This is a genomic window from Mycobacterium sp. PTI7, assembly GCF_056679845.1.
This window is the reverse complement of the sequence record NZ_CM155252.1, coordinates 3881367-3907205: the sequence shown is the minus strand read 5'-3', so window position 1 is coordinate 3907205 and position 25839 is coordinate 3881367. Positions and strand designations below refer to the sequence as shown.

The window sequence follows — 25839 nt, the reverse complement described above, 5'->3', positions numbered from 1 at the left end:
TGGCGCGGGCTCTACCGTCGAGCGATGAGCACTTCCATCCGATCCGTAGTCGTCGAGATCGTCGCGTCGGACGTCTCCGAGTCCCTGGCCTTCTATCGCCTGCTCGGTCTGGTACCGCGTACTCCCGAGGGCACGCACGTCGAGATCGACCTCCCCGGTGGAGCCACCCTCGCCTTCGACACCGAGGAGGTGATCGCGGGTATGCATCCGGGGTGGACGGCGCCCGACGGTCCCGGGCGGGTGGCCATCGCGTTCGGGTTCGACACCCCCGCCGACGTCGACGCCGTCTACGGACGGCTCGTGGCGGCAGGTCATCCCGGGTCGCTCGCACCCTTCGATGCGCCGTGGGGCCAGCGCTACGCGACGGTGGTGGACCCCGGCGGAACATCGGTGGACCTGTTCTCACCACTGTCGTGAGTCAGCGCGCGCAGCGTCACTCCCGAGAATTCCCGGACGTCACGGTGGAGGTGCGACTGGTCGGCGTACCCGGCCTCGGCCGCGACGTGGGCCGTGGGAATCCCGCTGCGCGCCAGGCGCACTGCGCGCCGGAACCTGAGGACCCGTCGCAACGTCGCCGGTCCGTACCCGTAGACGGCGAGGCACTGCCGGTGCACGGTCCGGCCGGACCAGCCGACCTCGTCGGCCACGACGCTCACCGGCAGGCCCGACGCCAGACGGGCGGTCACGTGGTGCGTGGCATCAAGCGACCACGGTGCGGTCTGCGAGCGGGCCGGCCGAGCCGCCAGGTCGAGCGCCACGTCGGCGAGGTCGTCGGTTCGCGGTGCGCGGCAGACCTGGTCGAGTGGCGCCCGCAGATTGCGCAGTTCGTGCGCGGGCACGCCGAGCAGTCGGGGTAGGACACCTGGCCGAAACCGCAGTCCCGTCACCGGATTCACGTCGGCGCGACTGATCACCGGGCCGGTGTCCGGACCCGCGACCATCACCTGGCCATGCATCAGGAGGAGATCCATGCAGCCGTCCGGCAGTACCCGTACGTCGCCGTCGGAACCGTCGGACGTCCATGCCGTCTCGACGAGGTCGCGCAGCGGACCAGTGGCCGGCGTCTCGCGGTACCCCACGTCTCGACGCTACCCCCGACGGATCGGGAACACCGCGTCGTCGCAGTCGGTGCCCTCGGCCGACAGCAGCCGCTTGAGCACCTTGAACGTCTCGGTGCGGGGCAGCGCGGTCCCGATCCGCACGTACGACGGCCACTGCTTGGGACCGAGGTCGGACTGTTCGGCGAGGAACGCCGTGAAGCCGTCGACGTCGAAGTCGGCGCCCTCGGACAGCACCAGCGCCGCCATCACCTGGTCGCCGACGACGGGGTCGGGGATGGGGTAGACGGCCACCTCGACGATGCCGGAGTGGCGCAACAGGATTCGCTCGATCGGCGCGGTGCCCAGGTTCTCGCCGTCGACGCGCATCCAGTCGCCGAGCCGGCCGGCGAAGTAGGCGTATCCCGCCTCGTCGCGGTACGCCAGGTCGCCGGAGTGGTAGACACCGCCGGCCATCCGCTCGGACTCGGCGTCCTCGTCGCCGTAGTACCCGCGGAACCAGCCCGCGCCGGTGGGGTTGACCAGTTCGCCGACGACTCCCGGCGGACAGGGCCGCCCGGTCTCGACGTCGACGATGGCGACCTCGTCGGTCAGCGGACCCAGCGACCCGTCGGGGGTGTCCGGGGTGCGCGCGATCGACACGCCGCCCTCGGTGGAGCCGAAGCCGTCGACCACGACGACGCCGAAGCGTTCGCCGAACCGCACGACGTCGCGCGGCGCTCCTTCGTTGCCGTACAGGACCTTGAGCGGGTTGTCCGCGTCGTCGTCACGTGCGGGAGTGGCCAGCACGTAGGACAGCGGCTTGCCCACGTAGTTGGCGTAGGTGGCCCGGTACCTGCGGACGTCGGGCAGGAACTGGGATGCGGAGAACTTGCGGCGCAGGGCGATCGACGCCCCCGCCGCGACGGCGACGGACCAGCCCGCCATGACCGCGTTGGAGTGGAACAGCGGCATCGACAGGTAGCAGACGTCGGAGGGGCCGAGGCTGAACCGATCGGCCAGCATCCGCCCGGGGAACGCGACCTTGTCGTGGGTGACGCGCACGGCCTTCGGGTCGCCGCTGGTGCCGGACGTGAAGATGAGCATGAACAGGTCGTCGGGGTCGGCCTCGACGAACGTGATCGGCGATCCGCGGTGGCGAGCCAGTTCGGCCGCCCACCCGGGGGATCGGACGTCGACGACGGGTACGCCGGCCTCGGCGTCGCCCAGGGCGTCGTCGCCGTCGGTGAGGACGAGCTGGCAGTCCGCTCGCGCGACGTCCCGGGCCAGCGCCTCGCCCCGGCGGGTCGGGTTGAGGCCCACCGGGACCACACCCGCAAGACCGGCGGCCACCAGCACGCTGGAGAAGAACGTCGTATTGCCCAGCAGCACACCGACGTGCGGCGGCCGGTCGGGGTCGAGCCGCGCCACGAGGGCCGACGCGAGGTCGGCCGCCGATTGGACGTGCTCGCGCCAGGTGACGAACTGGTCGCCGTCGTACACGCCACGGTCGGTGACCTCGGCGAGCGGCATCAGCAGGCTGGTGACCGTCGGCGCCTCGGACACCGCGGGGAGTGGATCGGGCAAGGCGCTACGCGGGCGTCTCGGCGAGTTCACGGCCGATGCGCAGCAGCGAGCCGGTTGCGCCGCCCACCGCGAACTCGGTCTGCTTCGCTGCCAGGAAGTACCGGTGGATCGGGTGGTCGGTGTCGATGCCGACACCGCCGTGGACGTGGACCGCCGTGTGGGCCACCCGATGTCCGGCTTCGGCGGCCCAGAAAGCGGCAGACCCCACCTCGAGGTCGGACGGCAGGTCCTCGGACACCCGCCACGCCGCCTGGATGACGGTCAGCCGTAGCCCCTTGACGTCGATGTAGCCGTCGGCCAGCCGCGCCGACACCGCCTGGAAGCTGCCGATCGGCCGGTCGAACTGTTCGCGTTCGCGGGCGTAGGCCGCGGTGAGTTCCAGCGCACGCTCGAGCACGCCGAGCTGAAACGCGCTGCGGCCCAGCGTGCCACGCGTGACGAGCCAGGCCAGCACGTCCGCGCCGCCGACGACGCGGTCGGCGTCGACGTCGACGCCCTGCAGGTCGAGCTGCGCGACGGAGCCGTGCCCGGTGGTCACCAGCGAGGTGACCGTGACGCCGCCGTCCGACGCCGCGACGAGGAAGACCTTGACGCCGTCGTCGGTCTCGGCGGGCACCAGGAACGCGTCGGCCACCGGGCCGAACGGCACCTGGGCGCGGGTGCCGGTGAGCCGGAAGCCGGCCTCCGAAACCGATGCCTGCACGGGACCCTGACCCATCTCGCCCTCGAGCGCGACGGTGAGGATCTTGCTGCCCGCGACCGCGGGCGAGGCCCAGTCGGACTGCAGCGCAGCCGATCCAAACCTGGCCAGCGCGCCTGCGCCCAGCACCACGGACTCCAGGTAGGGCACGGCGGCCATCTGGCGACCGAGTGCGGTGAGCACGGCGGCCTCCTCGACGACGCCGAAACCGCCGCCGCCCACCGCCTCCGGTGCGGTGGTCGAGAGCGCGTCGGCGTCGATGAGCTTGGTCCACAGCGCCTCGTCGAAACGCTGGTCGAGACCGTCGAGTTCGCGCTGATGCTCCGGCGTGCAGACCGATTCGGTGATCGTGCGGACGAGTCCGCCCAGATCGGTGGCGGCCTCGGTGGGTGAAAAGTCCATGTGAGTCTCCGTCTTCTCCGCGGTCAGCGGTTCACGCGGGGCAGCCCGAGGGCCACCATGCCGATGATGTCGCGCTGAATCTCGTTGGTACCGCCGCCGAACGTCAGGATGAGGCAGGACCGGTGCATGCGCTCGATGCGGCCCCGCAGCAGCGCGCCGGGGGAGTCCGAGCGCAGGGTGGCGGAGGTGCCGAGCACCTCCATGAGCAGTCGGTACGCCTCGGTGGCCAGTTCGGTGCCGTACACCTTGGCCGCCGATGCGTCCGCGGGCGAGGGTGCCGAGTCGGTGGCGGAGGCGAGTTCCCAGTTGATGAGCTTCAGCACCTCGGCCTTGGCGTGGACGCGAGCGAGGTTGAGCTGCACCCACTCCGAGTCGATCAGACGCCTGCCGTGCGCGTCCTTGGTGTTCTGCGCCCAGTCGCGTACGCCGTCGAGTGCCGAGTAGATCGGCTGGGCGGAGACCAGCGCCACCCGCTCGTGGTTGAGCTGGTTGGTCACCAGCTTCCAGCCGCCGTTCTCCTCGCCCACCAGTGCCGACTTCGGCACGCGCACGTCCTGGTAGTAGGTGGCGCTGGTGTCGACGCCCGACATGGTGTGCACCGGCGTCCAGGAGAAGCCCTCCGCGGTGGTCGGCACGATGAGCATCGAGATCCCGCGGTGCTTCTTGGCCTCGGGGTTGGTGCGCACGGCCAGCCAGACGTAGTCGGCGTACGCGATCAGGCTGGTCCACATCTTCTGACCGTTGATCACGTAGTCGTCGCCGTCGTGTACGGCGGTGGTGCGCAGCGCGGCGAGGTCGGTGCCCGCACCGGGCTCCGAATACCCGATGCTGAAGTGCAATTCACCGGCCGCGATCTTGGGCAGGAAGAACTTCTTCTGCTCGTCGGTGCCGAAGTGCATGATCGTCGGCGCGACGCTGTTGATCGTGAGGAACGGCACGGGGACGTTCGCGATGGACGCCTCGTCGTTGAAGATCAGGCCGTCCATCGGCGGCCGAGCCTGACCGCCGTACTCCTCGGGCCAGCTCAGCGTCAGCCAGCCGTCCCTACCCATCTGCGCGACGGTCTCGCGGTACACGTCACCGCGCCCCATCTCGCCGTCGCTGGCCCCGAGGGCCTCGGCGCGCTCGGGCGTCATGAGCTTGGTGAAGTACGCGCGCAGTTCGCGGCGCAGATCCTCCTGCTCGGGGCTGTAGCCGATCCGCATCGTCCGATCCTCACTCTCGACGGGCACTGGTGCCCACGGCACTGTCTGGCCGCGGCCGGCGGACCGCTTCCGGGTCCGTCGATCTTCCCCCGGTTGTAACACGTTCTAGTCTTGGAATCCAGGACATGCTTTACTGCCATCGTTCGAACGGGGACGTATGGTGGCCCGTTATGACCGGCGGGTCGTCCGCACCGGGGTTGCGAGGAGGTTGTCGTGCACGTTGAAGTTGACCGGGACCGCTGCGAGGGAAACGCGGTGTGCTTGGGTATCGCCCCCGACCTGTTCGATCTGGACGACGAGGACTACGCCGTCGTCAAGGTCGATCCGGTGCCGGCCGACCAGGAGGGCGTGGCCGAGCAATCCATCGCGGAATGCCCCCGCGCCGCGTTGATCCGCAGAGACTAGAGGTATTCATAAAGTGACGATTGACGACGCCCGTTCGACGGGCGGGGATCTGTCCGGTCTGGTCGCAGTGGTGACCGGTGCGGCGGCGGGCCTCGGCCGTGCCGAAGCCATCGGACTGGCCCGCCAGGGTGCCACCGTGGTGGTCAACGACATCGCCCGGGCACTGGACGCGTCGGACGTGCTCGACGAGATCGCGACGGCGGGCGGCAAGGGCGTCGCGGTGATCGGTGACGTCAGCGAGCGGTCCACCGCCGACGAGATGGTGGCGACCGCGGACGGCCTCGGTGGTCTCGCCATCGTCGTCAACAACGCCGGCATCACCCGGGACCGCATGCTGTTCAACATGTCCGACGACGACTGGGACGCCGTGATCGCGGTGCACCTGCGCGGACACTTCCTGCTCACCCGCAACGCCGCGACCTACTGGCGGGACAAGGCGAAGGCGAACGGCGGAACCGTCTACGGCCGCATCGTCAACACCTCCTCCGAGGCAGGCCTCGCCGGTCCGGTCGGACAGGCTAACTACGGCGCCGCCAAGGCGGGCATCACCGCGCTGACCCTGACGGCGGCGCGTGCGCTGGGCCGCTACGGCGTGCGTGCGAATGCGATTGCACCCCGGGCGCGGACGGCCATGACGGCCGACGTCTTCGGCGACGCCCCCGAACTCGGCGATGGCGGGGTCGACGAGCTGTCCCCCGAGCACGTCGTGAACCTCGTGCGGTTCCTGTCGTCGCCGGCGTCGGAAGGCGTCAACGGACAGCTGTTCATCGTCTACGGTCCAACCGTGACCCTCGTGGCCGCGCCGACGGCGGAGAAGCGGTTCACCGCCGACTCCGATTCGTGGTCCGCGGGAGACCTCGATGCGACGCTGAGCGGCTACTTTGCTGACCGTGACCCCGACCGGGGATTCTCGGCCAGCGCACTCATGGCTGCGGAAGACTGACAGTATCGGTTGTCAGTGCTCGACAAGCACTAGAACACGTTCTAGAATGACTTGCGTCACACTGGCTCTGACCAGCGTCTTCGTGTCAAAATTGGCATAGTTTGCGTTCTTTGACACTGCGAACACGTTCTAGTTAGTATGATCCGGCTCACTACCAGCAGCGCTCAAACCAGGGGTGGAGAGGTCATCGAGACGGCTCGTCTCGAAAGCTTCGCCAGACGTCTCGTCGGCCCCTTGTCCCGAGAACGGAGTCGAGGTTGATCGAACAGCTTGCGGCTCCGGCGCGGGCCGTGGGCGGGTTCGTGGAGATGTCTCTGGACACCTTCGCCAAGATCTTCCGCCGGCCCTTCCAGTTCCGAGAGTTCCTCGATCAGACGTGGATGATCGCCAGCGTCTCGCTGGTTCCCACGCTGCTCGTCGCGATCCCGTTCACCGTCCTGGTGGCGTTCACGCTCAACATCCTGCTCCGCGAGATCGGCGCCGCCGACCTGTCCGGCGCGGGCACGGCCTTCGGCACGATCACCCAGCTCGGACCCGTGGTGACGGTGCTCGTGGTCGCCGGCGCCGGCGCCACCGCGATCTGCGCGGACCTCGGCGCACGCACCATCCGCGAGGAGATCGACGCGATGCGGGTGCTCGGCATCGACCCGATCCAGCGCCTGGTCGTCCCACGCGTGCTCGCCTCCACGTTCGTGGCGGTCCTGCTCAACGGCCTGGTCTGCGCGATCGGCCTCGCGGGCGGCTACGTCTTCTCGGTGTTCCTGCAGGGCGTCAATCCCGGCGCCTTCATCAACGGCCTGACCATCCTCACCGGACTCGGCGAGTTGGTGCTCGCGATGTTCAAGGCACTGCTCTTCGGCGTCTTCGCCGGCCTGGTCGGCTGCTACCGCGGTCTGACGGTGCAGGGCGGCCCGAAGGGCGTCGGCATCGCGGTCAACGAGACCGTGGTCTACGCCTTCATCTGCCTCTTCGTCATCAACGTGATCATGACGGCAGTGGGCGTCCGGGTGCTCGAGCGATGATGAGCGCCTGCGCGAAGAGCCGGGTGCTCTCGTGAGTTACGACGCCACACTCCGGGTCCGCCGGTTCTTCCGTGGGCTGCCCCGCATCGTCGACGGCGTCGGCGAGCAGGCGCTGTTCTACGGCGAGTCGGTCCGGTACATCCCGAACGCGCTGACCCGCTACCGCCGCGAGACCGTGCGCCTGATCGCCGAGATGACGATGGGCACCGGTGCGCTGGTGATGATCGGCGGAACGGTCGGCGTCGCGGCGTTCATGACGCTGGCCTCCGGCGGCGTCATTGCGGTGCAGGGGTATTCGTCGCTTGGCGACATCGGCATCGAGGCGCTCACCGGCTTCCTGTCCGCGTTCCTCAACGTGCGCATCGTCGCGCCGGTCATCGCGGGCATCGCACTCGCGGCCACCATCGGCGCCGGCACCACGGCACAGCTGGGCGCCATGCGGGTGGCCGAGGAGATCGACGCCGTCGAATCGATGGCCGTCCACTCGGTGTCCTATCTGGTGTCGACGCGCATCATCGCGGGCCTGATCGCGATCGTCCCGCTGTACGCACTGTCGGTGCTCGCGGCGTTCTTCGCGGCGCGGTTCACCACGGTGTTCATCAACGGCCAGTCCGCCGGTCTCTACGACCACTACTTCAACACGTTCCTGGTGCCGAGCGACCTGCTGTGGTCGTTCCTGCAAGCCATCGTCATGGCGGTCGCGGTGATGCTGGTGCACACCTATTACGGCTACAACGCGTCCGGCGGTCCGGTCGGCGTGGGCATCGCGGTCGGTCAGGCCGTGCGTACCTCGCTGATCGTGGTCGTCACCATCGTCCTGTTCATCTCCCTGGCCGTCTACGGCGCGTCGGGCAACTTCAATCTCTCCGGATAGGGCGGGGGACCATGGCCATCGGTGACGCCAAGCGCAGTCACGTGAGAATCGCCGCGGCGATCCTCGCGGTCGTCGTGGTGACCGCAGTCGTGTTCACCTACCTCTCGTACACGGCGTACTTCACCAAGGTCGAGACCGTGACGGTGACGTCCGAGCGCGCCGGCCTGGTCATGGAGACCGACGCCAAGGTCAAGTACCGCGGCATCCAGATCGGCAAGGTCACCGACATCCAGTACGCCGGTGACGAGGCGAAGCTCACCCTGGCGATCGACAGCAACCAGATGCGCTGGGTGCCGTCGAACGCGACGGTGAAGATCGGCGGCACCACGGTGTTCGGCGCCAAGGCCGTCGAGTTCCTCCCGCCGACCGACCCCACCGGCGACACCCTGCGGCCCGGTGCCAACGTCGCCGCGAAGGACGTCCAGCTCGAGGTCAACACGCTGTTCCAGACGTTGACCGACGTGCTGAAGAAGGTGGACCCGATCAACCTGAACGCCACCATCACCGCGCTCGGCGAGGGTCTGCGCGGCAACGGCGACGACGCCGGCGCATCGCTCGCCGGCCTGAACTACTACCTGCAGCAGCTGAACCCGAAGCTCCCCACGCTGCAGGAGGACTTCCGCAAGACCGCGATCGTCGCCGACGTCTACGCCGACGCCGCCCCCGACCTCGCCTCGATCTTCGACAACGCCCCGACGGTCAGCCAGACAGTCGTCGACGAGCAGGACAACCTGAACGCCGCGCTGCTGGCGGCGACGGGACTGGCCGACAACGGCACCGCGACGCTGGAGCCCGCCGCCGACGACCTCATCGCGACCGTGCAGCGGCTGCGCGCACCGCTGAAGGTCCTCGGCGACTACTCGCCGGAACTGGGCTGCATCATCACCGGTACCAAGAAGGCCCTCGACACGTTCGCGCCGGTGATCGGTGGCATCCGGCCCGGCCTGTTCGTCGCGTCGAACTTCCTGCCCGGTGCGCCGGCCTACACGTACCCAGAGAGCCTGCCGATGGTGAACGCCTCGGGTGGCCCGAACTGCCGCGGTCTGCCGGACGTGCCGACCAAGCAGTACGGCGGATCCTGGTACCACACACCGTTCCTGGTGACCGACAACGCGTACATCCCGTTCCAGCCGAACACCGAGTTGCAGTTCGACGCGCCGTCGACGCTGCAGTTCCTGTTCCACGGGGCGTTCGCGGAACGGGACGATTACTGATGAGCGCTTGCGCGAAGAGGAGTGCGCACTGATGCAATCGGGCAACAAGGTCTTCGCGAAGGTCGCGGTCTTCACCGTGGTGATGCTGTTGGTCGCCGCCGGGCTGGTCGTCGTCTTCGGACAGTTCAAGTTCGCCTCCGGCAACACCTTTCACGCCACGTTCACCGAGGCGTCGCGGCTGAAGTCCGGCCAGGACGTCCGCATCGCGGGCGTGCCCGTCGGCTCGGTCAAGAAGGTCGGCCTCAACGAGGACAACACCGTCGACGTCGAGTTCGACGTCAACGACCGCTACCAGCTGTATACGTCGACACGGGCCGTGGTCCGCTACCAGAACCTGGTGGGCGACCGGTACCTCGAGATCACCTCCGGCCCGGGCGATCTGCGCAAGCTTCCGGCGGGCGCCACGATCGGCCGGGACAACACCCAGCCGGCGCTGGACCTCGACGCGCTGCTCGGCGGCCTCCGCCCGGTGCTCAAGGGCCTCGACGGCGAGAAGGTCAACGAGGTCAGCAACGCCATCATCGAGCTGCTGCAGGGCCAGGGCGGCGCGCTGTCGAACCTGCTGGCGTCCACCAGTTCCTTCACCCAGCGCCTCGCCGACCGCGACCAGCTGATCGGCGACGTGATCACCAACCTGAACACGGTGCTCGGCACCGTCGACGAGAAGGGCGCGCAGTTCAACGCCACCGTCGACCAGCTGCAGCAGCTGATCACCGGACTGGCCGAGAACCGCGATCCCATCGCCGGGGCCATCCCGCCGCTGGCGTCGGCGACCAGCGACCTGACGACGCTGCTGGAGAACAGCCGGCGGCCGGTGCAGGGCGTGATCGAGAACGTGCGACCCCTCGCGCAGCGGCTCGACGAGCGCAAGTCCGACGTCAACAAGGTGATCGAGCCACTCGCCGAGAACTACCTGCGGCTCAACGCACTCGGCGCGTACGGCTCGTTCTTCAACATCTACTACTGCTCGATCCGGATGAAGATCAACGGGCCCGCGGGCAGCGACATCCTCATCCCGTTCGGCGGTCCGCCCGATCCCTCGAAGGGCAGGTGTTCGGAGAATGGCTAGGCCAGATGGCGGCAACCCGCTGCGCACCGGCATATTCGGCATCACGCTGGTCGCGTGCCTGGTGCTGGTCTCGTTCGGCTACACCGGCCTCCCGTTCTGGCCGCAGGGCAAGAACTACGAGGCGTACTTCAGCGATGCCGGCGGCATCACCCCGGGCAACGACGTCAACGTCTCGGGCATCCAGGTCGGCAAGGTGTCGTCGGTCGAACTGGCCGGTGACGCAGCCAAGGTCAAGTTCACCGTCGACCGGGGCGTGCGGGTCGGCGACCAGTCGCTGGTGTCGATCAAGACCGACACCGTGCTCGGTCAGAAGTCGCTGTCGGTCACGCCCAAGGGCACCGGCAACTCGACGGTGATCCCGTTGGGCCGGACCACCACTCCGTACACGCTGAACGCCGCGCTGCAGGACCTCGGCGGGAACGCACGCGAACTCGACAAGCCGCGGTTCGAGCAGGCGCTGCAGACGCTGACCGACACGTTGCGCGACGCGACCCCGCAGTTGCGCGGCGCACTCGACGGCGTCGCCGACCTGTCCCGCAGCCTGAACGCGCGGGACGAGGCGCTCGAACAACTGCTCTCCCGCGCCAAGAAGGTCTCCGACACGCTGGCACAGCGGTCCGGTCAGGTGAACCAGTTGATCACCGACGGCAACATGCTGTTCGCGGCACTCGACGAGAGGCGTCAGGCGCTGAGCAACCTCATCTCGGGCATCGACGACGTGTCCCGGCAGCTGTCGGGGTTCGTGGCCGACAACCAGCGGGAGTTCGCCCCGGCGCTGGAGAAGCTGAACCTGGTGATGGACAACCTGCTCGAGCGGCGGGAGCACATCGGCGAGGCGCTGCGCAGGCTGCCGCCGTACGCCACCGCGCTGGGCGAGGTCGTCGGGTCCGGTCCCGGCTTCCAGATCAACCTCTACGGCCTGCCGCCCGCGACCATCTCGGAAGTGCTGCTGGACACCTACTTCCAGCCCGGCAAGCTGCCCGACAGCATCGCCGACTACCTGCGCGGGCTCATCTCTGAGCGCCTCATCATCAGGCCGAAGTCGCCATGACACATCAGAATGCCCGTGCGAAGCGGGCCGGTTGGTGGCGCCCGACGCTGGCGGTGGCCCTCGTCGCGCTGATCGCCGCGGGCGTCTACACGGTCTGGCCGTCGCGCGCCGGGCAGCAGGTGGTGGCGCTGTTCCCGTCTGCCGTCGGCCTGTACAAGGGTGACGAGGTCCGCGTGGTGGGCGTGCCGGTGGGCACCATCGACAAGATCGAACCGCGGGCCCGCGACGTCAAGGTCACGATGACCGTCGACGGCGACGTTCGGCTGCCGCAGGACGCACGCGCCATCGTGATCGCACCGAACCTGGTGTCCGCGCGGTTCATTCAGTTCGCGCCCGCCTACACCGAGGGGCCGACGCTGGCCGACGGCGCCGAACTCGGACTGGACCGCACCGGCGTCCCCGTCGAGTGGGACGACGTCAAGGAACAGCTCACCGAACTGAGCGCACAACTGGGACCGCAGAACGGCGTGCAGGGCCCGCTGGCGGGATTCGTCAACCAGGCCGCGGAGACGTTCGACGGCAACGGCGACTCGTTCCGCAACGCGCTGCGCGAACTGTCGCAGACGGCGGGCCGTCTCGGCGACTCCCGCACCGACCTCTTCGGCACCATCCGCAATCTGCAGGTGCTGGTGAACGCGCTGGCCAACAGCAACGAGCAGATCGTCCAGTTCTCCAACCACGTCGCCTCGGTGTCGCAGGTGCTCGCGGACAGCTCGAAGGACCTCGACGTCACCCTCGGCACGCTGAACACGGCGCTGACCGACGTGAAGGGTTTCCTGAACCAGAACAACTCGGCGTTGATCGCCCAGGTGGACAAGCTGACCCAGTTCACGAACATCCTGACCGAGCACAGCGACGACATCGAGCAGATCCTGCACATCACGCCCAACGGCCTGGCGAACTTCTACAACATCTACAACCCCGCCCAGGGCACCGTCGGTGGCCTGCTGTCGCTGCCCAACTTCGCCAACCCGGTGCAGTTCATCTGCGGTGGCACCTTCGACGTCGGTGCGTCGCCGGACAACTTCAAGCGTGCGGAGATCTGCCGTCAGCGCATGGGCCCGGTGTTCAAGCGGCTCGCCGTGAACTACCCGCCGGTGCTGTTCCACCCGATCAACAGCATCACCGCGTACAAGGGCCAGATCCTCTACGACACACCCGGCACCGAGGCGAAGGCGCAGACGCCGGTGCCGTATCTGCAGTGGCAGCCGGCCCCGGGGGTCACGCCGCCGACGCCGAGTCCGGACGGCATGCTCAGCGACCTGATCCTGCCGCCGCCCGCCGAGGTCGGCCAGGTGTCGCCCGCCGGCGCGCCGTCCGCGCCACCGCCGATGGGGGCGGGACCGCTGCCCGGACCCGCACCTGCTCCCGATGCACCACCGGCCGAGACGGGAGGTGGCTAGATGCGTACCGCATTGCGCCGCAAGGCCCTACGATCCGGTCGCAACGCCGTGGCACTGGGTTCGGGTGCCGCGCTGCTGGCCGGCTGCTCGTTCGGCGGCCTGAACTCGATGGACATGCCCGGAACCGAGGGCCACGGATCGGGCTCCTACACGATCACGGTGGAACTGCCCGACGTCGCGACGCTGCCGCAGAACTCGCCGGTCATGATCGACGACGTCACCGTGGGCAGCGTGTCGGGCATCGACGCCGTGCAGCGATCCGACGGCACGTTCTACGCGGCGGTGAAGCTCTCGCTCCGAAGCGGTGTCGACCTGCCGCAGAACGCGACCGCCACCGTGGCCCAGACGTCGCTGCTGGGTTCCCAGCACGTCGAACTGGGCGAACCCGCGGACGCGCCGACGGGGAAGCTGGTCGAGGGGTCGAACATCCCGCTCGCACAGACGGGCCGCTACCCGACCACCGAGGAAGTGCTGTCCTCGCTCGGCGTCGTGGTCAACAAGGGCAATCTCGGTGCGCTGCAGGACATCACCGACGAGGCCTACGCAGCGGTCGCCGGCCGGGCCGGCAGCTTCACCGATCTGATGCCGCGGCTGGCCGAACTGACCGGCTCACTGGATCGGCAGACCACCGACATCATCGCGGCCGCCGACGGCCTGAACCGGTTCGCCGGGATCCTCGCGCAGAGCAAGGACAACCTGGGCCGCACGTTGGACACGCTGCCCGAGGCGCTGAAGGTGCTCAACGCCAACCGGACCAACCTGGTGGACGCGTTCACCGCGCTCCGCACGTTCGGCACCGTGGCGTCCCGCGTGCTGAGCGGCATCCGGGACGACTTCGCGGCCGACTTCAAGGATCTGTATCCGGTGGTGAAGGCGTTCAACGACAACGCCGACGACTTCATCTCCGACCTCGAGCTGCTGCCGACCTTCCCGTTCCACTACGACTACCTCAAGAACGCGGTGCGCGGCGACTACCTGAACGTGTTCGTGACGTTCGACCTGACCGTCCGCCGGTTCGGTGAGTCGATCCTCACCACCTCGAAGGGCTTCGACCCCAACATGAAGCACCTCAGCGAGGTCATCAACCCGCCCGACTTCCTGACCGGTGCGATGGCCAACCTGTCCGGGCAGGCTGCCGACCCGTTCGAGATCCCCGCGGGATCGGCGACCCAGCACACGGAGGCAACGCCGTGATGATCGACCGGTTGACCCGGATCCAGCTGACGATCTTCGCGATCGTCACGGTGGTGTGCGTCGGCGCCATCTCCACCATGTACCTGCACATCCCGTCGGCACTGGGCTTCGGCTCCTACGACGTGAAGGCGAAGTTCGTCGCGGGCGGCGGGCTCTACCAGAATGCCAACGTCACCTACCGCGGCGTGACGATCGGCCGCGTCCAGTCCGTGGGGCTGGTCAACGACGGCGTGGTGGCCGAAATGCGGCTCAACTCCGACACTCCCGTGCCGGAGAACGTGACCGCGACGGTGAAGAGCGTCTCGGCGATCGGCGAGCAGTACGTCGACCTGGTGCCGCCGGAGGATCCGTCCGACGCGATGCTGCGCAACGCCGCGTTCATCGACGTGGACCGCACCGCGATCGGCCAGGACATCTCGGACCTGTTGATCCAGGCCGACAAGCTGGTGAACAGCATCGGCGACAGCCGGATCCAGGATCTGCTGCGCGAGACGTTCAAGGCGTTCAACGGGACCGGACCGGAGCTGGCGCGTCTGATCGAGTCGGGCCGGGGACTGATCGACGAGGCGAACTCCAGCTACGGGCAGACCACGCAGCTGATCGACCAGATCGGGCCGTTCCTCGACTCGCAGATCCGCAGCGCCGACGACATCCGCGCGCTGTCCGACGGGCTGGCCCGCTTCACCGCCGAGGCGGCCGCCGCGGACCCGCAACTGCGCGGCGTGCTGCAGAGCGTGCCCGGTGCCGCCGAGGCCGCCAACACGACGTTCGACGGGATCCGCCCCAACTTCCCGATGCTGGCTGCCAACCTCGCCAACGTCGGGCGCATCGGCGTCATCTACAACAAGTCCATCGAGCAAGCGCTGGTGATCTTCCCGGCACTGATGGCCGCACTGATCACCGTCGGCGGCGGCCTGCCGGCCGACGAGGGCGGCAAGCTCGACTTCAAGGTCGACCTGGGTGACCCGCCGCCGTGCTCGACGGGCTTCATCCCGCCGACGCAGATTCGTACGCCCGCCGACACGACGCTCCGCGACCTGCCCACCGACCTGTACTGCAAGACGGCGCAGAACGACCCCACGGTGGTGCGCGGTGCGCGCAACTACCCGTGCCAGGAGTTCCCGGGCAAGCGGGCCCCGACGGTGCAGCTCTGCCGCGACCCGGTCGGTTACGTGCCGGTCGGCACCAACCCGTGGCGCGGTCCGCCGGTGCCCTACGGCAGCACCCCGATCACCGACCCGCGCAACATCACGCCGGCCAACAAGTTCCCGAACATCCCGCCGGCCGCGGACTACGACCCAGGCCCGCCCGTGGTGCAGCTGCCGCCCGGCGTCCTGCCGGGTCCCGGTCCTGCGCCCAACGCGCCGTTCCCGCTGCCGGTGCCGCCGAGCGATCCGGGACCGCCGCCGCCACCGCTGCCGTTCTACGCGCCGCCCGATCAGATCGTGCCGCCGTACGGCCGCGCCGCGCCGGGGGCGCCCGTGCCACCGCCCCCGGGTCCGCTGCCGGCCGAGGTGCCGCCCGCCGCGGTGCCGCCCCCGCCGGGACCGCCGCTGCCCGCCGAGGGTGCGCAGCCGATGGCCGAGGGGCCGAAGTCCACGACGTACGATTCGAAGACCGGCGCCTTCGCCGATCCCCGTGGCGGGACGGGCGTGCTCGCTTCGGGCGCAGAGAAGTTCACTCCCGCGGAGACGTGGGTCGACCTGATGATGGATCCAAGGCAGGCATGACGACAGATCACCCGGCTTCGGACGACTCGACGACAGAGACGACCGGGCCGACCGAGGCGAGCGCACCGACGGGGAATGTGACCGAGGCGAGCCCGGCGACGGGGAATGTGACCGAGGCGAGTTCGGCGACGGGGAATGCCTCGTCGAAGGCCGGCCGCCGCAGGGCATCCCGGCCCACCGGTCCGGCCGCGGGCACCGTGGAGCAGACCCCCGTGGCCGTGCGCCTGGATGCGGCCGAGCCGGCCCGGGTTCGGGTGTCCAAGCCGGTCGTCGCCCCGCCGCGCAGGGCCGCGCACCGCAGCCTGGTGGCGGCGATCGGACTCGGCGTGCTCGCGCTGCTGGTGGGCGCGACGGGCGCACTGGTGGCCGCCTTCGGCGTGCAGGAGCACGAGGCAAACGCCGCGGCGTCGCGCAACCAGCAGTTCGTGGACACCGCCACCCAGACCGTGGTGAACATGTTCAGCTACGACCAGAACACCATCGACGACAGCGTCAACCGCTTCGTCAACGGGACCAGCGGCCCGCTGCGGGACATGTTGAGCCAGAACAACAACGTCGACAACCTGAAGGCGATGTTCCGCGACACCCAGGCGAGTTCGGAGACGGTCATCACCGGTGCCGCGCTCGAGAAGGTGGACGAGATCGCGAAGAACGCCTCGGTGATCGTGTCGGCCAGGACGACGGTGACCGACCTCGACGGCGTGAACAAGCCGTCGCAGCCGTACCGCTACCGCATCATCGTGCACGAGGACGACAACGGGCACATGACGGGCTACGACCTCAAGTACCCCGACGGGGGCAACTGATGAGCACGTGGACCACCCGGGTCCTGGTGGCGGCGAGCGTGCTGCTCGCGGTCGCCTTCGTGGTGCTCGGCGGGGCGGGCGGATATCTGCTGTGGAACCGCGATCAGGTGAACGCCGAACAGCAGACCCGCGAGGCGCTGGGACCGTGCACCGGTGACCTGGCTCCGCCGGCCTGTGGTCTTGCCGCGCAACAGATCCCGCTCGTCTTCGGGTACGACTTCCAGACCGTGGAGCGCAGCCTCACCGACGCCTACCAGCTGCTCACCCCGGGATACCGCAGGGAGTTCGAGGAGCGCGCCACCCAGGACATCATCCCGCAGGCGCGGGAGCGTCAGGTGATCTCACAGGCCAACGTCGTCGGCTCGGGTGTGCTCGACGCGCAGCGCGATTCGGCGAGCGTCATGGTCTTCATGAACCGCACGGTCACGGACAAGTCGAAGACGCCGGTGTACGACGGCAGCCGGTTGCGGGTCGACTACGTCAAGGTCGACGGGCAGTGGAAGATCAACTTCATCACACCGATCTAGCGGCGTCGGTGGAGGCGAGCGCATCGAGGAACGAGCGCGCCCACCGGTCCACGTCGTGGGCGAGCACCTGTCGGCGCATGGCGCGCATGCGACGCCTGCCCTCCTCGGGCGACTGCGTCAGCGCGGCCTCGATCGCGTCCTTGACGCCGTCGAGGTGGTGCGGGTTGGTCAGGTAGGCCTGACGCAATTCGGCTGCGGCGCCGGTGAATTCACTGAGCACCAGCGCGCCGCCGAGGTCGCTGCGGCAGGCGACGTACTCCTTGGCCACCAGGTTCATCCCGTCGCGCAGCGGCGTCACGAGCATGACGTCGGCGGCGACGAAGAAGGAGACGAGTTCCTCCCGCGGGATCGGTTTGTGGAGGTAGTGCACAACGGGGTGTCCCACCCGCCCGTACTCGCCGTTGATGTGGCCCACCTGGCGCTCGATGTCCTCGCGCATCACCTTGTAGCTCTCGACCCGCTCGCGGCTGGGTGTGGCGAGCTGGATCAGCACGGTGTCGTCGCGGTCGGCCCGGCCGTCGGCGAGAAGTTCGGAGAACGCCTCGAGCCGGACGTCGATGCCCTTGGTGTAGTCGAGACGGTCGACGCCGAGCAGGATCTTGCGGGGGTTGCCGAGTTCGGCACGCAGTTCGCGCGCGCGTTGGCGAACCCGGCGGTCGCGGGCCTTGCCGTCGAGGTCGGCGGAGTCGATGGAGATCGGGAAGGCGCCGACCTTGACGGTGCGGAACCCCACCTGCACCTCACCGAGCCGGGATCGGACGCCGACGGTCGCGCGTGAGGTGTTGGCGCCGACGAGGCGCCGGGCGAGGTACAGGAAGTTCTGGGCGCCGCCGGGGAGGTGGAAGCCGACGAGGTCGGCCCCGAGCAGGCCCTCGATGATCTCGGTGCGCCACGGCATCTGCATGAACAGCTCGATGGGCGGGAACGGGATGTGCAGGAAGAAGCCGATCGTCAGATCGGGGCGCAGCATGCGCAGCATCTTGGGGACCAGCTGCAGCTGGTAGTCCTGCACCCAGACGGTCGCGCCCTGGGCGGCGGTGGCGGCGGTGGCCTCGGCGAACCGGCGGTTGACGTCGACGTAGCTGTCCCACCACTTGCGGTGGTAGATCGGCTTGACGATGACGTCGTGGTACAGCGGCCACAGCGTCGCGTTGGAGAAGCCCTCGTAGTAATTGGCGAAGTCGGCGTCGGACAGGCTCACCGGTTGCATCACGAGGTCGTCCTCGACGATGGGCTCGGTGCCGCTGTCGGAGATCCCTGGCCAGCCGATCCACGCACCGTGACGGCGGCGCAGCAGCGGTTCCAGCGCGGTGACCAGGCCACCGGGACTGCGCTTGTACGAGGTGGAGCCGTCGGGTAGCCGCTCCATGTCGACGGGCAGCCGGTTGGCCACCACGACGAAGTCGGCAGAACCGGTCCCGTCGGCCACTACGCGTCGATTTTCGCCGGCCCGATGCCCAGCATCGACAGGAAGACGCGGCACTCGTCGGCGTCGGTGGCGTAGGCGGCTACGACGCGACGGGCCTGGCGTGCGGTGCTGTCGGCCAAGGGTTCGACGTCTTCGATCTCGGTGGGATCAGGGTTGGTGGGCATCCCTCAACTCTAGGCGACTCTGCGAAACAGGTGGTAACGCCTGCTTCGGCAGAGCCGCCCAGGGTCGAATCGGGACTAGGAGACGCCGTAGACGGTCGGGCTGCTGCCGACCGACGACGTGGGGGGCACGTACTGGGGAGCGTCCTCGGCGAGGCCGATGCACTGGCCGCTGTTGCCGCCGGTGCAGGGGATGCCGTCGACGGCCGGGATGTCCGGGTTGCCGGGGATGGAGCTGAACGGCGAGGCGCCGGAGTTCGGCACGGTGTGCGGAACGCAGATGCCGGTGAACTGATCCGATTCCTCACCACCGGGGCAGTCCGCCAGCGGGGCCGACACGGGTACGGCGAACGCGGTGAGCGCCGGGGCCGCGGCGACGGCGAGCGCGAAGCCGCCCGCAATGACCAGTCGTCGGGGGGAGAAACTGCCGCGCCCGCGAGAAGCACGGAATTCCAAAGTCGCCATTGTCACGCTTCCTGTCGTCAATTACCGAGTCGTCGGGAGGATTCTATGGAAGCTGCAAGGAATCTGCACACGTTCCACGAGTTCCCTGACAACGCGGCGTCACGACTGGCGCGCGGCGTTCGGGTGTGCAGGGGTCCTAGGGGCTCGAGCTGACGGACGAGCGCGGCACTGCCATCGGGCCCTCGGACTGCTGCTCCTCGGACAGGCCGATGCACTGCCCGGAGTTGCCGCCGGTGCACGGGATGCCGCCGACCGAGGGGAGGCCGCCCGGCGAAGTCGACTGGAACTCAGGCGAATTGGGCACCAGGTCGGGGGTGCACACCGTGGTGAACGTGTCCTCGGTCTCGCCGTTGGGGCAGGCGGCGACCGACGGTGCGGGTGCCGACGGCGCGGCGACAGCGGCGATCGTCGGCGCGGCGGCGACCGCGACGGCGAAGCCGCCGACGGCGAGGAGGCGTCGGGCCGAGGACCGGCCGCGGGAAGCAGATGAATCGAGGGTCGCCATCGCCTTGCTTTCTTGTCGTAAGTCACGGCCATGGGGGATCGGGCCGCCGGTGGTGTTTCACGACAATACGCTGGCGCCAGCGTATTCACCGGCCGAGTCGACGAGAAAGTGGTGCTTACGTGCCATTTCTGGGAGGGCGCCGAGCGTCCCCTGTGACGTTGCTGGCGGACGGCTTGGAGGGATGCCGCTATGCACGGCGGTGGCCCCGTGGTTCGATACGAGAACGTGTTCCAGTTTTGCCTCTGGCGCGTGACTCACTCGACGTACGGGATGGAAGGCGCAACGGTGCAACTTTCGTTGGAGGGCCGGACGATTCTGGTCACCGGTGGCGGCAGCGGGATCGGCAAGGGCGTGGCCGAGGCCGTGGTGGCGGCCGGCGGCAGCGCGATGCTGGTCGGTCGCAACGCGGACAGGTTGGCCGCAGCGGCCGAGGAGATCGGCGCCTCGACCGACGGGGGTGCCGACCGGGTGCGCTACGAACCGGCGGACGTCACGAACGAGGACGAGGTGGCCCGCGTCGTCGACGCCACCACCGCGTGGCACGGCCGCCTCGACGGCGTCGTGCACAGCGCCGGCGGGTCGTTGACCATCGGACCCATCACGCAGGTCGACTCGGAGGGCTGGCGGCAGACCGTCGACCTGAACGTCAACGGCACGATGTACGTGCTCAAGCACGCGGCGCGGGAGATGGTTCGCGGCGGCGGCGGATCGTTCGTCGGGATCTCGTCGATCGCGTCGAGCAACACCCACCGGTGGTTCGCGTCGTATGGACCGAGCAAGGCGGCGCTCGATCACCTGATGATGTTGGCCGCGGACGAACTCGGCGCGTCCTGGGTGCGGGTCAACGGCATTCGGCCCGGGCTCATCCGCACGGACATGGTGGCGCCGATCCTGGATTCACCCGCGATCAGCGCCGACTACGCGAGTTGCACGCCGCTGCCGCGGCCCGGTGAGGTCACCGACATCGCCGCCGCGGCGCTGTTCCTGCTCAGTGATGCCGCGCAGTGGATCACCGGCCAGATCATCAACGTCGACGGCGGCCACGGTCTGCGGCGCGGACCGGACATGTCGTCGATGCTGGAGCCGGTGTTCGGCGCGGACGGACTCCGGGGCGTGGTGTCCTAGGACCGTGGTGTCCTAGCCGCCAGGAGTCCTGGGGGACGACCGGGCGGGTCAGGCCTTCGGCATCGCGCCGGGGCAGTAGGCCTGGACGGCCAGGCTCCCGAGTGCGCCGACGTCCTTGCCGGACTTCCAGCCGGTGGCGTTCTGCACGTGGCGCAGGGCGTCCTCGACGGTGCCGCCGCGAGCCAGCACGTCACACGTGGACTCCGCGACGTTCTTGGCCTCACCGGTCGAGATGCGGAAGCCGCGCTCGCGGACCTCCTTGGCGAAGACCTGGTCGATCTGTTCCTGGTTCGGGTTCGGTTCGGCGGACGCGGGCACCGCGAACGCGGTGACGGCGCCGAGGGCCACGAGTGTCGCGCCGGCGAACTGCCTGAGTGTCATCCGTCTTCCCTTCGACTCGACGCCCACAGTACGTCGGCAAACGTCGAAAGGGCTATCGGTGGTTGCGGCGTCGCCGTTACGTCTGGGATTGCGCGACCTGGTGCACCGCGTTGACGATGCCCTGATAGCCCGTGCACCGGCAGAAGTTGCCCGAGATGCCCTCGCGGATCTCGTCGTCGGTCGGCTGCGGATTGTCCCGCAGCAACGCCGTGATGGAGGTGACGAAGCCGGGGGTGCAGAAGCCGCACTGCAGCCCGTGACAGGCCCGCAGCGCCGACTGCACCGGCGACAGCTCGCCGTCCGGTGAAGCGATGCCCTCGACCGTCGTGACCTCCTGGCCGTCCACCTGGACGGCGAAGATCAGGCAGGACCGGACGGCCTGACCGTCGAGCAGCACGGTGCAGGCGCCGCACGCGCCGTGCTCGCAGCCGAGGTGCGTGCCGGTGAGGCCGCACTTCTCGCGCAGGAAGTCCGCCAGCGTCAGGCGCGGTTCGACGGCGCCGCCGTGCGGGGTGCCGTTGACGGATAGGTGGACGTCAGTCTCGTGCATCGAGTGCCTCCGTGATCGCATCGGTCCAGGCGCGGGACACCATCGCCGCGCCCACCCGGGTGCGGTAGGACGCGGAGCCCTGCAGGTCGTGGGGAACGTCGGCGAGACCCGACATCGCGAGCGAGCCGATCTCGTCGGCCGAGAGATCGGTGACGGCGCGTCCGGTGATCGCCTCCTCGGCGGCGGTGCCGCGCTCGGGCGTGGAGCCTAGGCCGAGCAGGCCGATGCCGCAGCGCGCGACGCGGTCCTCGTCGTCGAGTTCGACGGCGACGGTCGCACCGGCGATGGCGAAGTCGCCGTGCCGACGGGCGAATTCGTGCACGGCGAACCCGGTGCGGCCCGACCAGACCGGGAATCGCACCGCCCGCAGGATCTCGTCGGGCGCGAGCGCGTTCTCCCACAGACCGGTGAAGAACTCCGACGCCGGGATCTGCCGGTCGCCGCGGGCCGATGCCGCGTCGATGGTCGCGTCGAGCGCCAGGGCGATGGCGGCGTACTCCGCGGCCGGATCGGCGTGCGCGACGGCGCCGCCCAGCGTCCCGCGGGTGCGGATCTGGAAGTGGCCGATGTGCGGGGTCGCCAACGTGAGGAGCGGAACGGACTCGGCCACCTCGTCGTCGAGCCCGACGAGTGCGTGCGGGGTGGCCGCACCGATCACCACCTCGTCGTCGGCGAGGTCGATGCCGCACAGGTCGTCGAGTCGGGAGATGTCGACGAGGTTCTCGAAGTGGGTGAGCCGCATCGCCAGCATCGGTACCAGGCTCTGTCCGCCGGCGAGGATCTTGGCGTCGTCGCCGTACTCGGCGAGCAGTTCGACCGCCTCCTTCACGGAGTCGGGCCGGTGATAGGCGAACGGCGCAGCCTTCACGAGACCAGCCGGGACAGCGCGGCGAGCAGTTCGTCGGCCTTGATCGCGGCCGGGTGGGCGGCCCTGCTGCGTCGGCGGCCGAACAGGAAGCCGAGCGCGGCGCCGGCGGCGAGGCCCGCGGCGACGGGTGCGGCCCGCTTGGCCAGCGGTGCCGCGACCACGGCGAGCAGGTTCACGGAGTCCGCGGCCCCCGGCTGTGCCGCCGCGACGGCGGCCTCGGTGGTCGGTGCGGCCGTGGTGGCTGCGCCACCGAGCAGTTCGGCCTCCAGGCTGCGCGCGAACTGGGCGATCAGGTTGCTCGAGACGTCGGCGAGTACGCCACGGCCGAACTGCGCGGCCTTGCCGGAGATCGCGAGGTCGGTGGTGATCGCGACGAAGGTGCTCGACCCCTCGTCGGTGAGCTGGGCAGTGATGGTCGCCGCGGCGGTGCCGTTGCCGCGGGTCTCCTTGCCCTCGGCCCTGAGCACGATCCGCAGGCCGGACTCGTCCTTCTCCTTGTACGAGGCAACGCCCTTGTAGGACACCGTGATCGGGCCGACCTTGACCTTGACGGCGCCGGTGAACTCGTCACCGTCGACCGAGAGCAGGGTCGCGCCGGGCAGGCACGGGGCGACGCGTTCGACGTCGGTGAAGACCTCCCACGTCTTCGCGGCGGGCACCGCTACCCGGAAGTCATTCTTGAGTTCCACTGTCGGTGGTCCTTTCCATACGGGCGCGCTCGATCAGATCCACGATGTGGGCCGGGGTCGCGGGCAGTTGGGTGACCGTCACGCCGAGGGGCGCGAGCGCGTCGTTGATGGCGTTGATGACCGCCGGCGTCGAGCCGATCGCACCGCCCTCACCGCAGCCCTTGTAGCCGCCCACGCCGGGTCCGGGGATCTCGACGTGGCCGTACTCGATGGTGGGCACCTCGGTGGCGGTGGGCAGGAGGTAGTCGACGAACGTCGACGACAGCGGGTTGCCGTCGGTGTCGTAGGAGAGCTGTTCGAGCAGCGCGCCCCCGATGCCCTGCACGGTGCCGCCCGCGATCTGGCCCTCGACGACGTTGGGGTTGATCATCGGGCCGACGTCCTCGCTGACGATGTAGCGCGTCAGCGTGACGTGACCGGTGTCGACGTCCACCTCGCAGGTGCACGCGTGGGTGGCGTTGGCCCAGTGGATCGGTGCGGTCGAGACGAAGCGCGCGGTGGCCTCGAGTTGCGACGCGAGGCCGGGCGGGAACTGAGTCGGCTCGTAGTGGGCGCGAAAGGCGAGGTCGCCGAACGTGATCGACTTGTCCGGATCGGTACGGGACGTGATGGTCGAGTTGGACAGCTCGAGGTCCGTGCCCTCGACGCCGAGCGCGTGGGCGGCGAGCGCGAGGATCTGCTCGCGCAACGTGGTGCCCGCCTGGTTGACCGCACCGGCCGTCATCGGTCCGCTGCGGCTGCCCTGGGTGCCCGCGCCGTACGGGGTGACGGCGGTGTCGCCCTGGATGGTGTGGACGTCGTCGACGTTGGCGCCGAGCACGTCGGCCGTGAGCTGGACGACGGTGGTCTCGAGGCTGTTGCCGGTGGAGCCGCCGTTGACGTACACGTTGACCGTGCCGCTGGGCTCGATGCGGATGGTGCAGCCCTCGTGGCCCAGGTAGCCCTGGGCGGCGGCGGTCGGCTCGATGTACGCGGAGTACCCGAGTCCGAGGTAGCGACCCTGCTCGAGCGCCTCGGCCTGCGCCTTCCGGAACCCCTCGTGGTCGAGGATCTTGACGGCCTGCTCGAAGGTGTCGGCGGGGGCGACGTGGTCGTAGGGCATGCCGTTGGGGTTGAAGTACGGCATCTCGTCGCCGCGCAGCACGTTGATGCGGCGCAGTTCGACGGGGTCCATGCCCATCTTGCGCGCGCCGATGTCGAGGAGCATCTCCCGCGCCAGCGTCTCGTACTGCCAGGGGCCGCGATAGGCGTGCAGCCCTGCGGTGTTCGAGAAGATGGTCTTGTAGTTGAAGCTCGCCTTCGGCACGCGGTACGGCCCGGGGAAGAACATCCCGATCGCCGCGGTGGTCAGCACGGGGTAGGGCGTCGGGTACGCGCCGACGTCCTGCAGGAAGTCGATGTCGACGGCCAGGATCTTGCCGTCCGCGTCGAAGGCCATCCGCACCGTGCCGTCGACGTGACGGGACTGGCCGGCCGACATCAGGTTCTCGCGGCGATCCTCGATCCACTTCAGCGCGGCGGGTACCTTGCGCGCGGCGAGCAGGATGCACATGTCCTCGCGCATCGGGACGACCTTCTGGCCGAAGCCTCCGCCGGTGTCGCGCATGATGACCCGGACCCGCTGCGCCGGCAGGCCGAGCAGGCGGGCGCTGAACGCGCGCAGTTCGTGTGGGGTCTGCGTGGACGCCCAGATCGTCAGTTCGGCCGAGGCCGCCGACCACTCGACCACCAGGCCCCTGGTCTCGATCGGCACCGGCACGTACATCTGCTGATAGACGTTCTCCGACACGACCGTCGCCGCCGAGGCGAACACCTCCTCGTCCGGCGGCATGCCGCCGAGCCCGCCGGCGACGTTGTCGGGGTACTCGTCGTGGACCACGACGCCCGACTCGGCGGACCGGCGGAAGTCGGCCAGGGCGGGGTGCGGGTCGTAGTCGACGTCCACCAGGTCGACGGCGTCCTCCGCGACGTAGCGGTTCTCGGCGATGACGAGTGCCACCGGATCGCCGACGAACTTGACGACGCCCTCGGCGAGCGGCGGTCGGGGAGTGTCCGCCACGTCCTTGCCCGCGACGGCGTGCCAAGCCTCGACCACGTCGCCGTTGAGATCTGCGGCGGTGAACACGGCGCGTACGCCCGGCAGGGCCAGGGCGGCCGACGCGTCGATGCCCTTGATGGTGGCGTGGGCGAAGGGGCTGCGGACGAAGCAGGCGTGCAGCATGCCGGGGCGCTGGACGTCGTCGACGAACGTGCCGGCGCCGGTGAGCAGGCGGTTGTCCTCGACGCGTGGCATCCGGGTGCCCGCGTACCGGGCCGTGACGGCGCCGGACGTGTCTGCGGTCGCCGACGATTCGGTCGCCGGGGTCGCGGTGGAGGTCACGGCGTCAGCCCCTTTTGAAGATGGGTGGTGCTTCTGCGTGTAAGTGGTGCTCGTCACAGCGAGCCGCAGACGTCGTTATCGTACAAGAGAAGCGGAGTTTCAAAAAGGGAGAGTGGC

The 25839-nt window shown here is 69.1% G+C and carries 27 protein-coding genes; 14 read left to right on the top strand and 13 right to left on the bottom strand.

Features of this window, described 5'->3' with window-relative positions:
* The first annotated feature begins 24 nt into the window (after positions 1-24).
* Complete coding sequence (locus tag AC1MEY_RS18800) at positions 25-417, top strand: VOC family protein (RefSeq protein ID WP_480226941.1); 393 nt, start codon at positions 25-27, stop codon at positions 415-417.
* Here the strand turns inward: AC1MEY_RS18800 and AC1MEY_RS18795 are convergent.
* Genes AC1MEY_RS18795 through AC1MEY_RS18780 form a run of 4 tightly spaced genes read right to left on the bottom strand, consistent with a single transcriptional unit; the run spans position 357 to position 4931 of the window.
* On the bottom strand, positions 357-1079 hold the full coding sequence (locus tag AC1MEY_RS18795; RefSeq protein ID WP_480226940.1) for a helix-turn-helix domain-containing protein: 723 nt from the start codon (positions 1077-1079) through the stop codon (positions 357-359). The genes AC1MEY_RS18800 and AC1MEY_RS18795 overlap by 61 nt on opposite strands.
* A gap of 9 nt (positions 1080-1088) precedes the next feature.
* Entirely contained in the window at positions 1089-2570 is a 1482-nt protein-coding gene (gene fadD17 / locus AC1MEY_RS18790) for a long-chain-fatty-acid--CoA ligase FadD17 (protein ID WP_480231558.1), read from the bottom strand.
* Between the two features lie 58 nt (positions 2571-2628).
* Entirely contained in the window at positions 2629-3726 is a 1098-nt protein-coding gene (locus AC1MEY_RS18785) for an acyl-CoA dehydrogenase family protein (RefSeq protein WP_480226939.1), read from the bottom strand.
* A gap of 23 nt (positions 3727-3749) precedes the next feature.
* Entirely contained in the window at positions 3750-4931 is a 1182-nt protein-coding gene (locus AC1MEY_RS18780) for an acyl-CoA dehydrogenase family protein (RefSeq protein ID WP_480226938.1), read from the bottom strand.
* 213 nt (positions 4932-5144) lie between these two features.
* On the opposite strand from AC1MEY_RS18780, the gene AC1MEY_RS18775 reads away from it, so the two are divergent.
* The 12 genes from AC1MEY_RS18775 to AC1MEY_RS18720 all read left to right on the top strand — a co-directional run bounded on the left by AC1MEY_RS18775 (position 5145) and on the right by AC1MEY_RS18720 (position 17169).
* Positions 5145-5336, top strand: coding sequence for a ferredoxin (locus tag AC1MEY_RS18775; RefSeq protein WP_480226937.1), 192 nt, complete (start codon positions 5145-5147; stop codon positions 5334-5336).
* A gap of 13 nt (positions 5337-5349) precedes the next feature.
* Entirely contained in the window at positions 5350-6279 is a 930-nt protein-coding gene (locus AC1MEY_RS18770; protein WP_480226936.1) for a 3-oxoacyl-ACP reductase, read from the top strand.
* 257 nt (positions 6280-6536) lie between these two features.
* On the top strand, positions 6537-7301 hold the full coding sequence (locus AC1MEY_RS18765) for an MlaE family ABC transporter permease (protein ID WP_480226935.1): 765 nt from the start codon (positions 6537-6539) through the stop codon (positions 7299-7301).
* A gap of 31 nt (positions 7302-7332) precedes the next feature.
* Positions 7333-8175: an MlaE family ABC transporter permease gene (locus AC1MEY_RS18760; RefSeq protein WP_480226934.1), complete on the top strand. Its 843-nt coding sequence runs from the start codon at positions 7333-7335 to the stop codon at positions 8173-8175.
* 11 nt (positions 8176-8186) lie between these two features.
* Positions 8187-9389, top strand: coding sequence for an MCE family protein (locus AC1MEY_RS18755; protein ID WP_480226933.1), 1203 nt, complete (start codon positions 8187-8189; stop codon positions 9387-9389).
* 31 nt (positions 9390-9420) lie between these two features.
* Complete coding sequence (locus tag AC1MEY_RS18750; protein WP_480226932.1) at positions 9421-10458, top strand: MCE family protein; 1038 nt, start codon at positions 9421-9423, stop codon at positions 10456-10458.
* Entirely contained in the window at positions 10451-11509 is a 1059-nt protein-coding gene (locus AC1MEY_RS18745; RefSeq protein ID WP_480226931.1) for a virulence factor Mce family protein, read from the top strand. Before AC1MEY_RS18750 ends, AC1MEY_RS18745 begins: the two co-directional genes overlap by 8 nt.
* On the top strand, positions 11506-12912 hold the full coding sequence (locus AC1MEY_RS18740; RefSeq protein WP_480226930.1) for an MCE family protein: 1407 nt from the start codon (positions 11506-11508) through the stop codon (positions 12910-12912). The genes AC1MEY_RS18745 and AC1MEY_RS18740 overlap by 4 nt, the downstream gene beginning before the upstream one ends.
* Positions 12913-14106: an MCE family protein gene (locus tag AC1MEY_RS18735; protein ID WP_480226929.1), complete on the top strand. Its 1194-nt coding sequence runs from the start codon at positions 12913-12915 to the stop codon at positions 14104-14106. It abuts the gene before it with no gap.
* Positions 14106-15836, top strand: coding sequence for an MCE family protein (locus AC1MEY_RS18730; RefSeq protein ID WP_480226928.1), 1731 nt, complete (start codon positions 14106-14108; stop codon positions 15834-15836). Before AC1MEY_RS18735 ends, AC1MEY_RS18730 begins: the two co-directional genes overlap by 1 nt.
* Before the next feature lie 107 nt (positions 15837-15943).
* Complete coding sequence (locus AC1MEY_RS18725; protein ID WP_480226927.1) at positions 15944-16642, top strand: mammalian cell entry protein; 699 nt, start codon at positions 15944-15946, stop codon at positions 16640-16642.
* A complete protein-coding gene (locus AC1MEY_RS18720) occupies positions 16642-17169 on the top strand; it encodes a mammalian cell entry protein (protein ID WP_480226926.1) in 528 nt (175 codons plus the stop codon). Before AC1MEY_RS18725 ends, AC1MEY_RS18720 begins: the two co-directional genes overlap by 1 nt.
* On the opposite strand, the gene AC1MEY_RS18715 is transcribed toward AC1MEY_RS18720, so the two are convergent.
* From AC1MEY_RS18715 to AC1MEY_RS18700, 4 genes are all read right to left on the bottom strand, one after another.
* A complete protein-coding gene (locus AC1MEY_RS18715) occupies positions 17156-18598 on the bottom strand; it encodes an alpha,alpha-trehalose-phosphate synthase (UDP-forming) (RefSeq protein ID WP_480226925.1) in 1443 nt (480 codons plus the stop codon). The genes AC1MEY_RS18720 and AC1MEY_RS18715 overlap by 14 nt on opposite strands.
* Entirely contained in the window at positions 18598-18762 is a 165-nt protein-coding gene (locus AC1MEY_RS18710; protein WP_174266732.1) for a hypothetical protein, read from the bottom strand. Before AC1MEY_RS18710 ends, AC1MEY_RS18715 begins: the two co-directional genes overlap by 1 nt.
* 75 nt (positions 18763-18837) lie before the next feature.
* A complete protein-coding gene (locus AC1MEY_RS18705) occupies positions 18838-19224 on the bottom strand; it encodes an intersectin-EH binding protein Ibp1 (protein ID WP_480226924.1) in 387 nt (128 codons plus the stop codon).
* 136 nt (positions 19225-19360) lie between these two features.
* A complete protein-coding gene (locus AC1MEY_RS18700; RefSeq protein ID WP_480226923.1) occupies positions 19361-19729 on the bottom strand; it encodes an intersectin-EH binding protein Ibp1 in 369 nt (122 codons plus the stop codon).
* 285 nt (positions 19730-20014) lie between these two features.
* On the opposite strand from AC1MEY_RS18700, the gene AC1MEY_RS18695 reads away from it, so the two are divergent.
* Complete coding sequence (locus AC1MEY_RS18695) at positions 20015-20854, top strand: SDR family oxidoreductase (RefSeq protein ID WP_480226922.1); 840 nt, start codon at positions 20015-20017, stop codon at positions 20852-20854.
* Positions 20855-20902: 48 nt separating this feature from the next.
* Here the strand turns inward: AC1MEY_RS18695 and AC1MEY_RS18690 are convergent, their stop codons facing one another.
* The 5 genes from AC1MEY_RS18690 to AC1MEY_RS18670 all read right to left on the bottom strand — a co-directional run bounded on the left by AC1MEY_RS18690 (position 20903) and on the right by AC1MEY_RS18670 (position 25635).
* Positions 20903-21235, bottom strand: a complete 333-nt coding sequence (locus AC1MEY_RS18690) for a DUF732 domain-containing protein (RefSeq protein ID WP_480226921.1) — start codon at positions 21233-21235, stop codon at positions 20903-20905.
* A gap of 76 nt (positions 21236-21311) precedes the next feature.
* Complete coding sequence (locus tag AC1MEY_RS18685; protein ID WP_480226920.1) at positions 21312-21785, bottom strand: (2Fe-2S)-binding protein; 474 nt, start codon at positions 21783-21785, stop codon at positions 21312-21314.
* Entirely contained in the window at positions 21772-22653 is an 882-nt protein-coding gene (locus AC1MEY_RS18680) for an FAD binding domain-containing protein (protein WP_480226919.1), read from the bottom strand. The genes AC1MEY_RS18685 and AC1MEY_RS18680 overlap by 14 nt, the downstream gene beginning before the upstream one ends.
* On the bottom strand, positions 22650-23342 hold the full coding sequence (locus tag AC1MEY_RS18675; protein ID WP_480226918.1) for an SRPBCC family protein: 693 nt from the start codon (positions 23340-23342) through the stop codon (positions 22650-22652). The genes AC1MEY_RS18680 and AC1MEY_RS18675 overlap by 4 nt, the downstream gene beginning before the upstream one ends.
* Positions 23326-25635: a xanthine dehydrogenase family protein molybdopterin-binding subunit gene (locus AC1MEY_RS18670; RefSeq protein WP_480231557.1), complete on the bottom strand. Its 2310-nt coding sequence runs from the start codon at positions 25633-25635 to the stop codon at positions 23326-23328. The genes AC1MEY_RS18675 and AC1MEY_RS18670 overlap by 17 nt, the downstream gene beginning before the upstream one ends.
* Between the last annotated feature and the right edge of the window lie 204 nt (positions 25636-25839).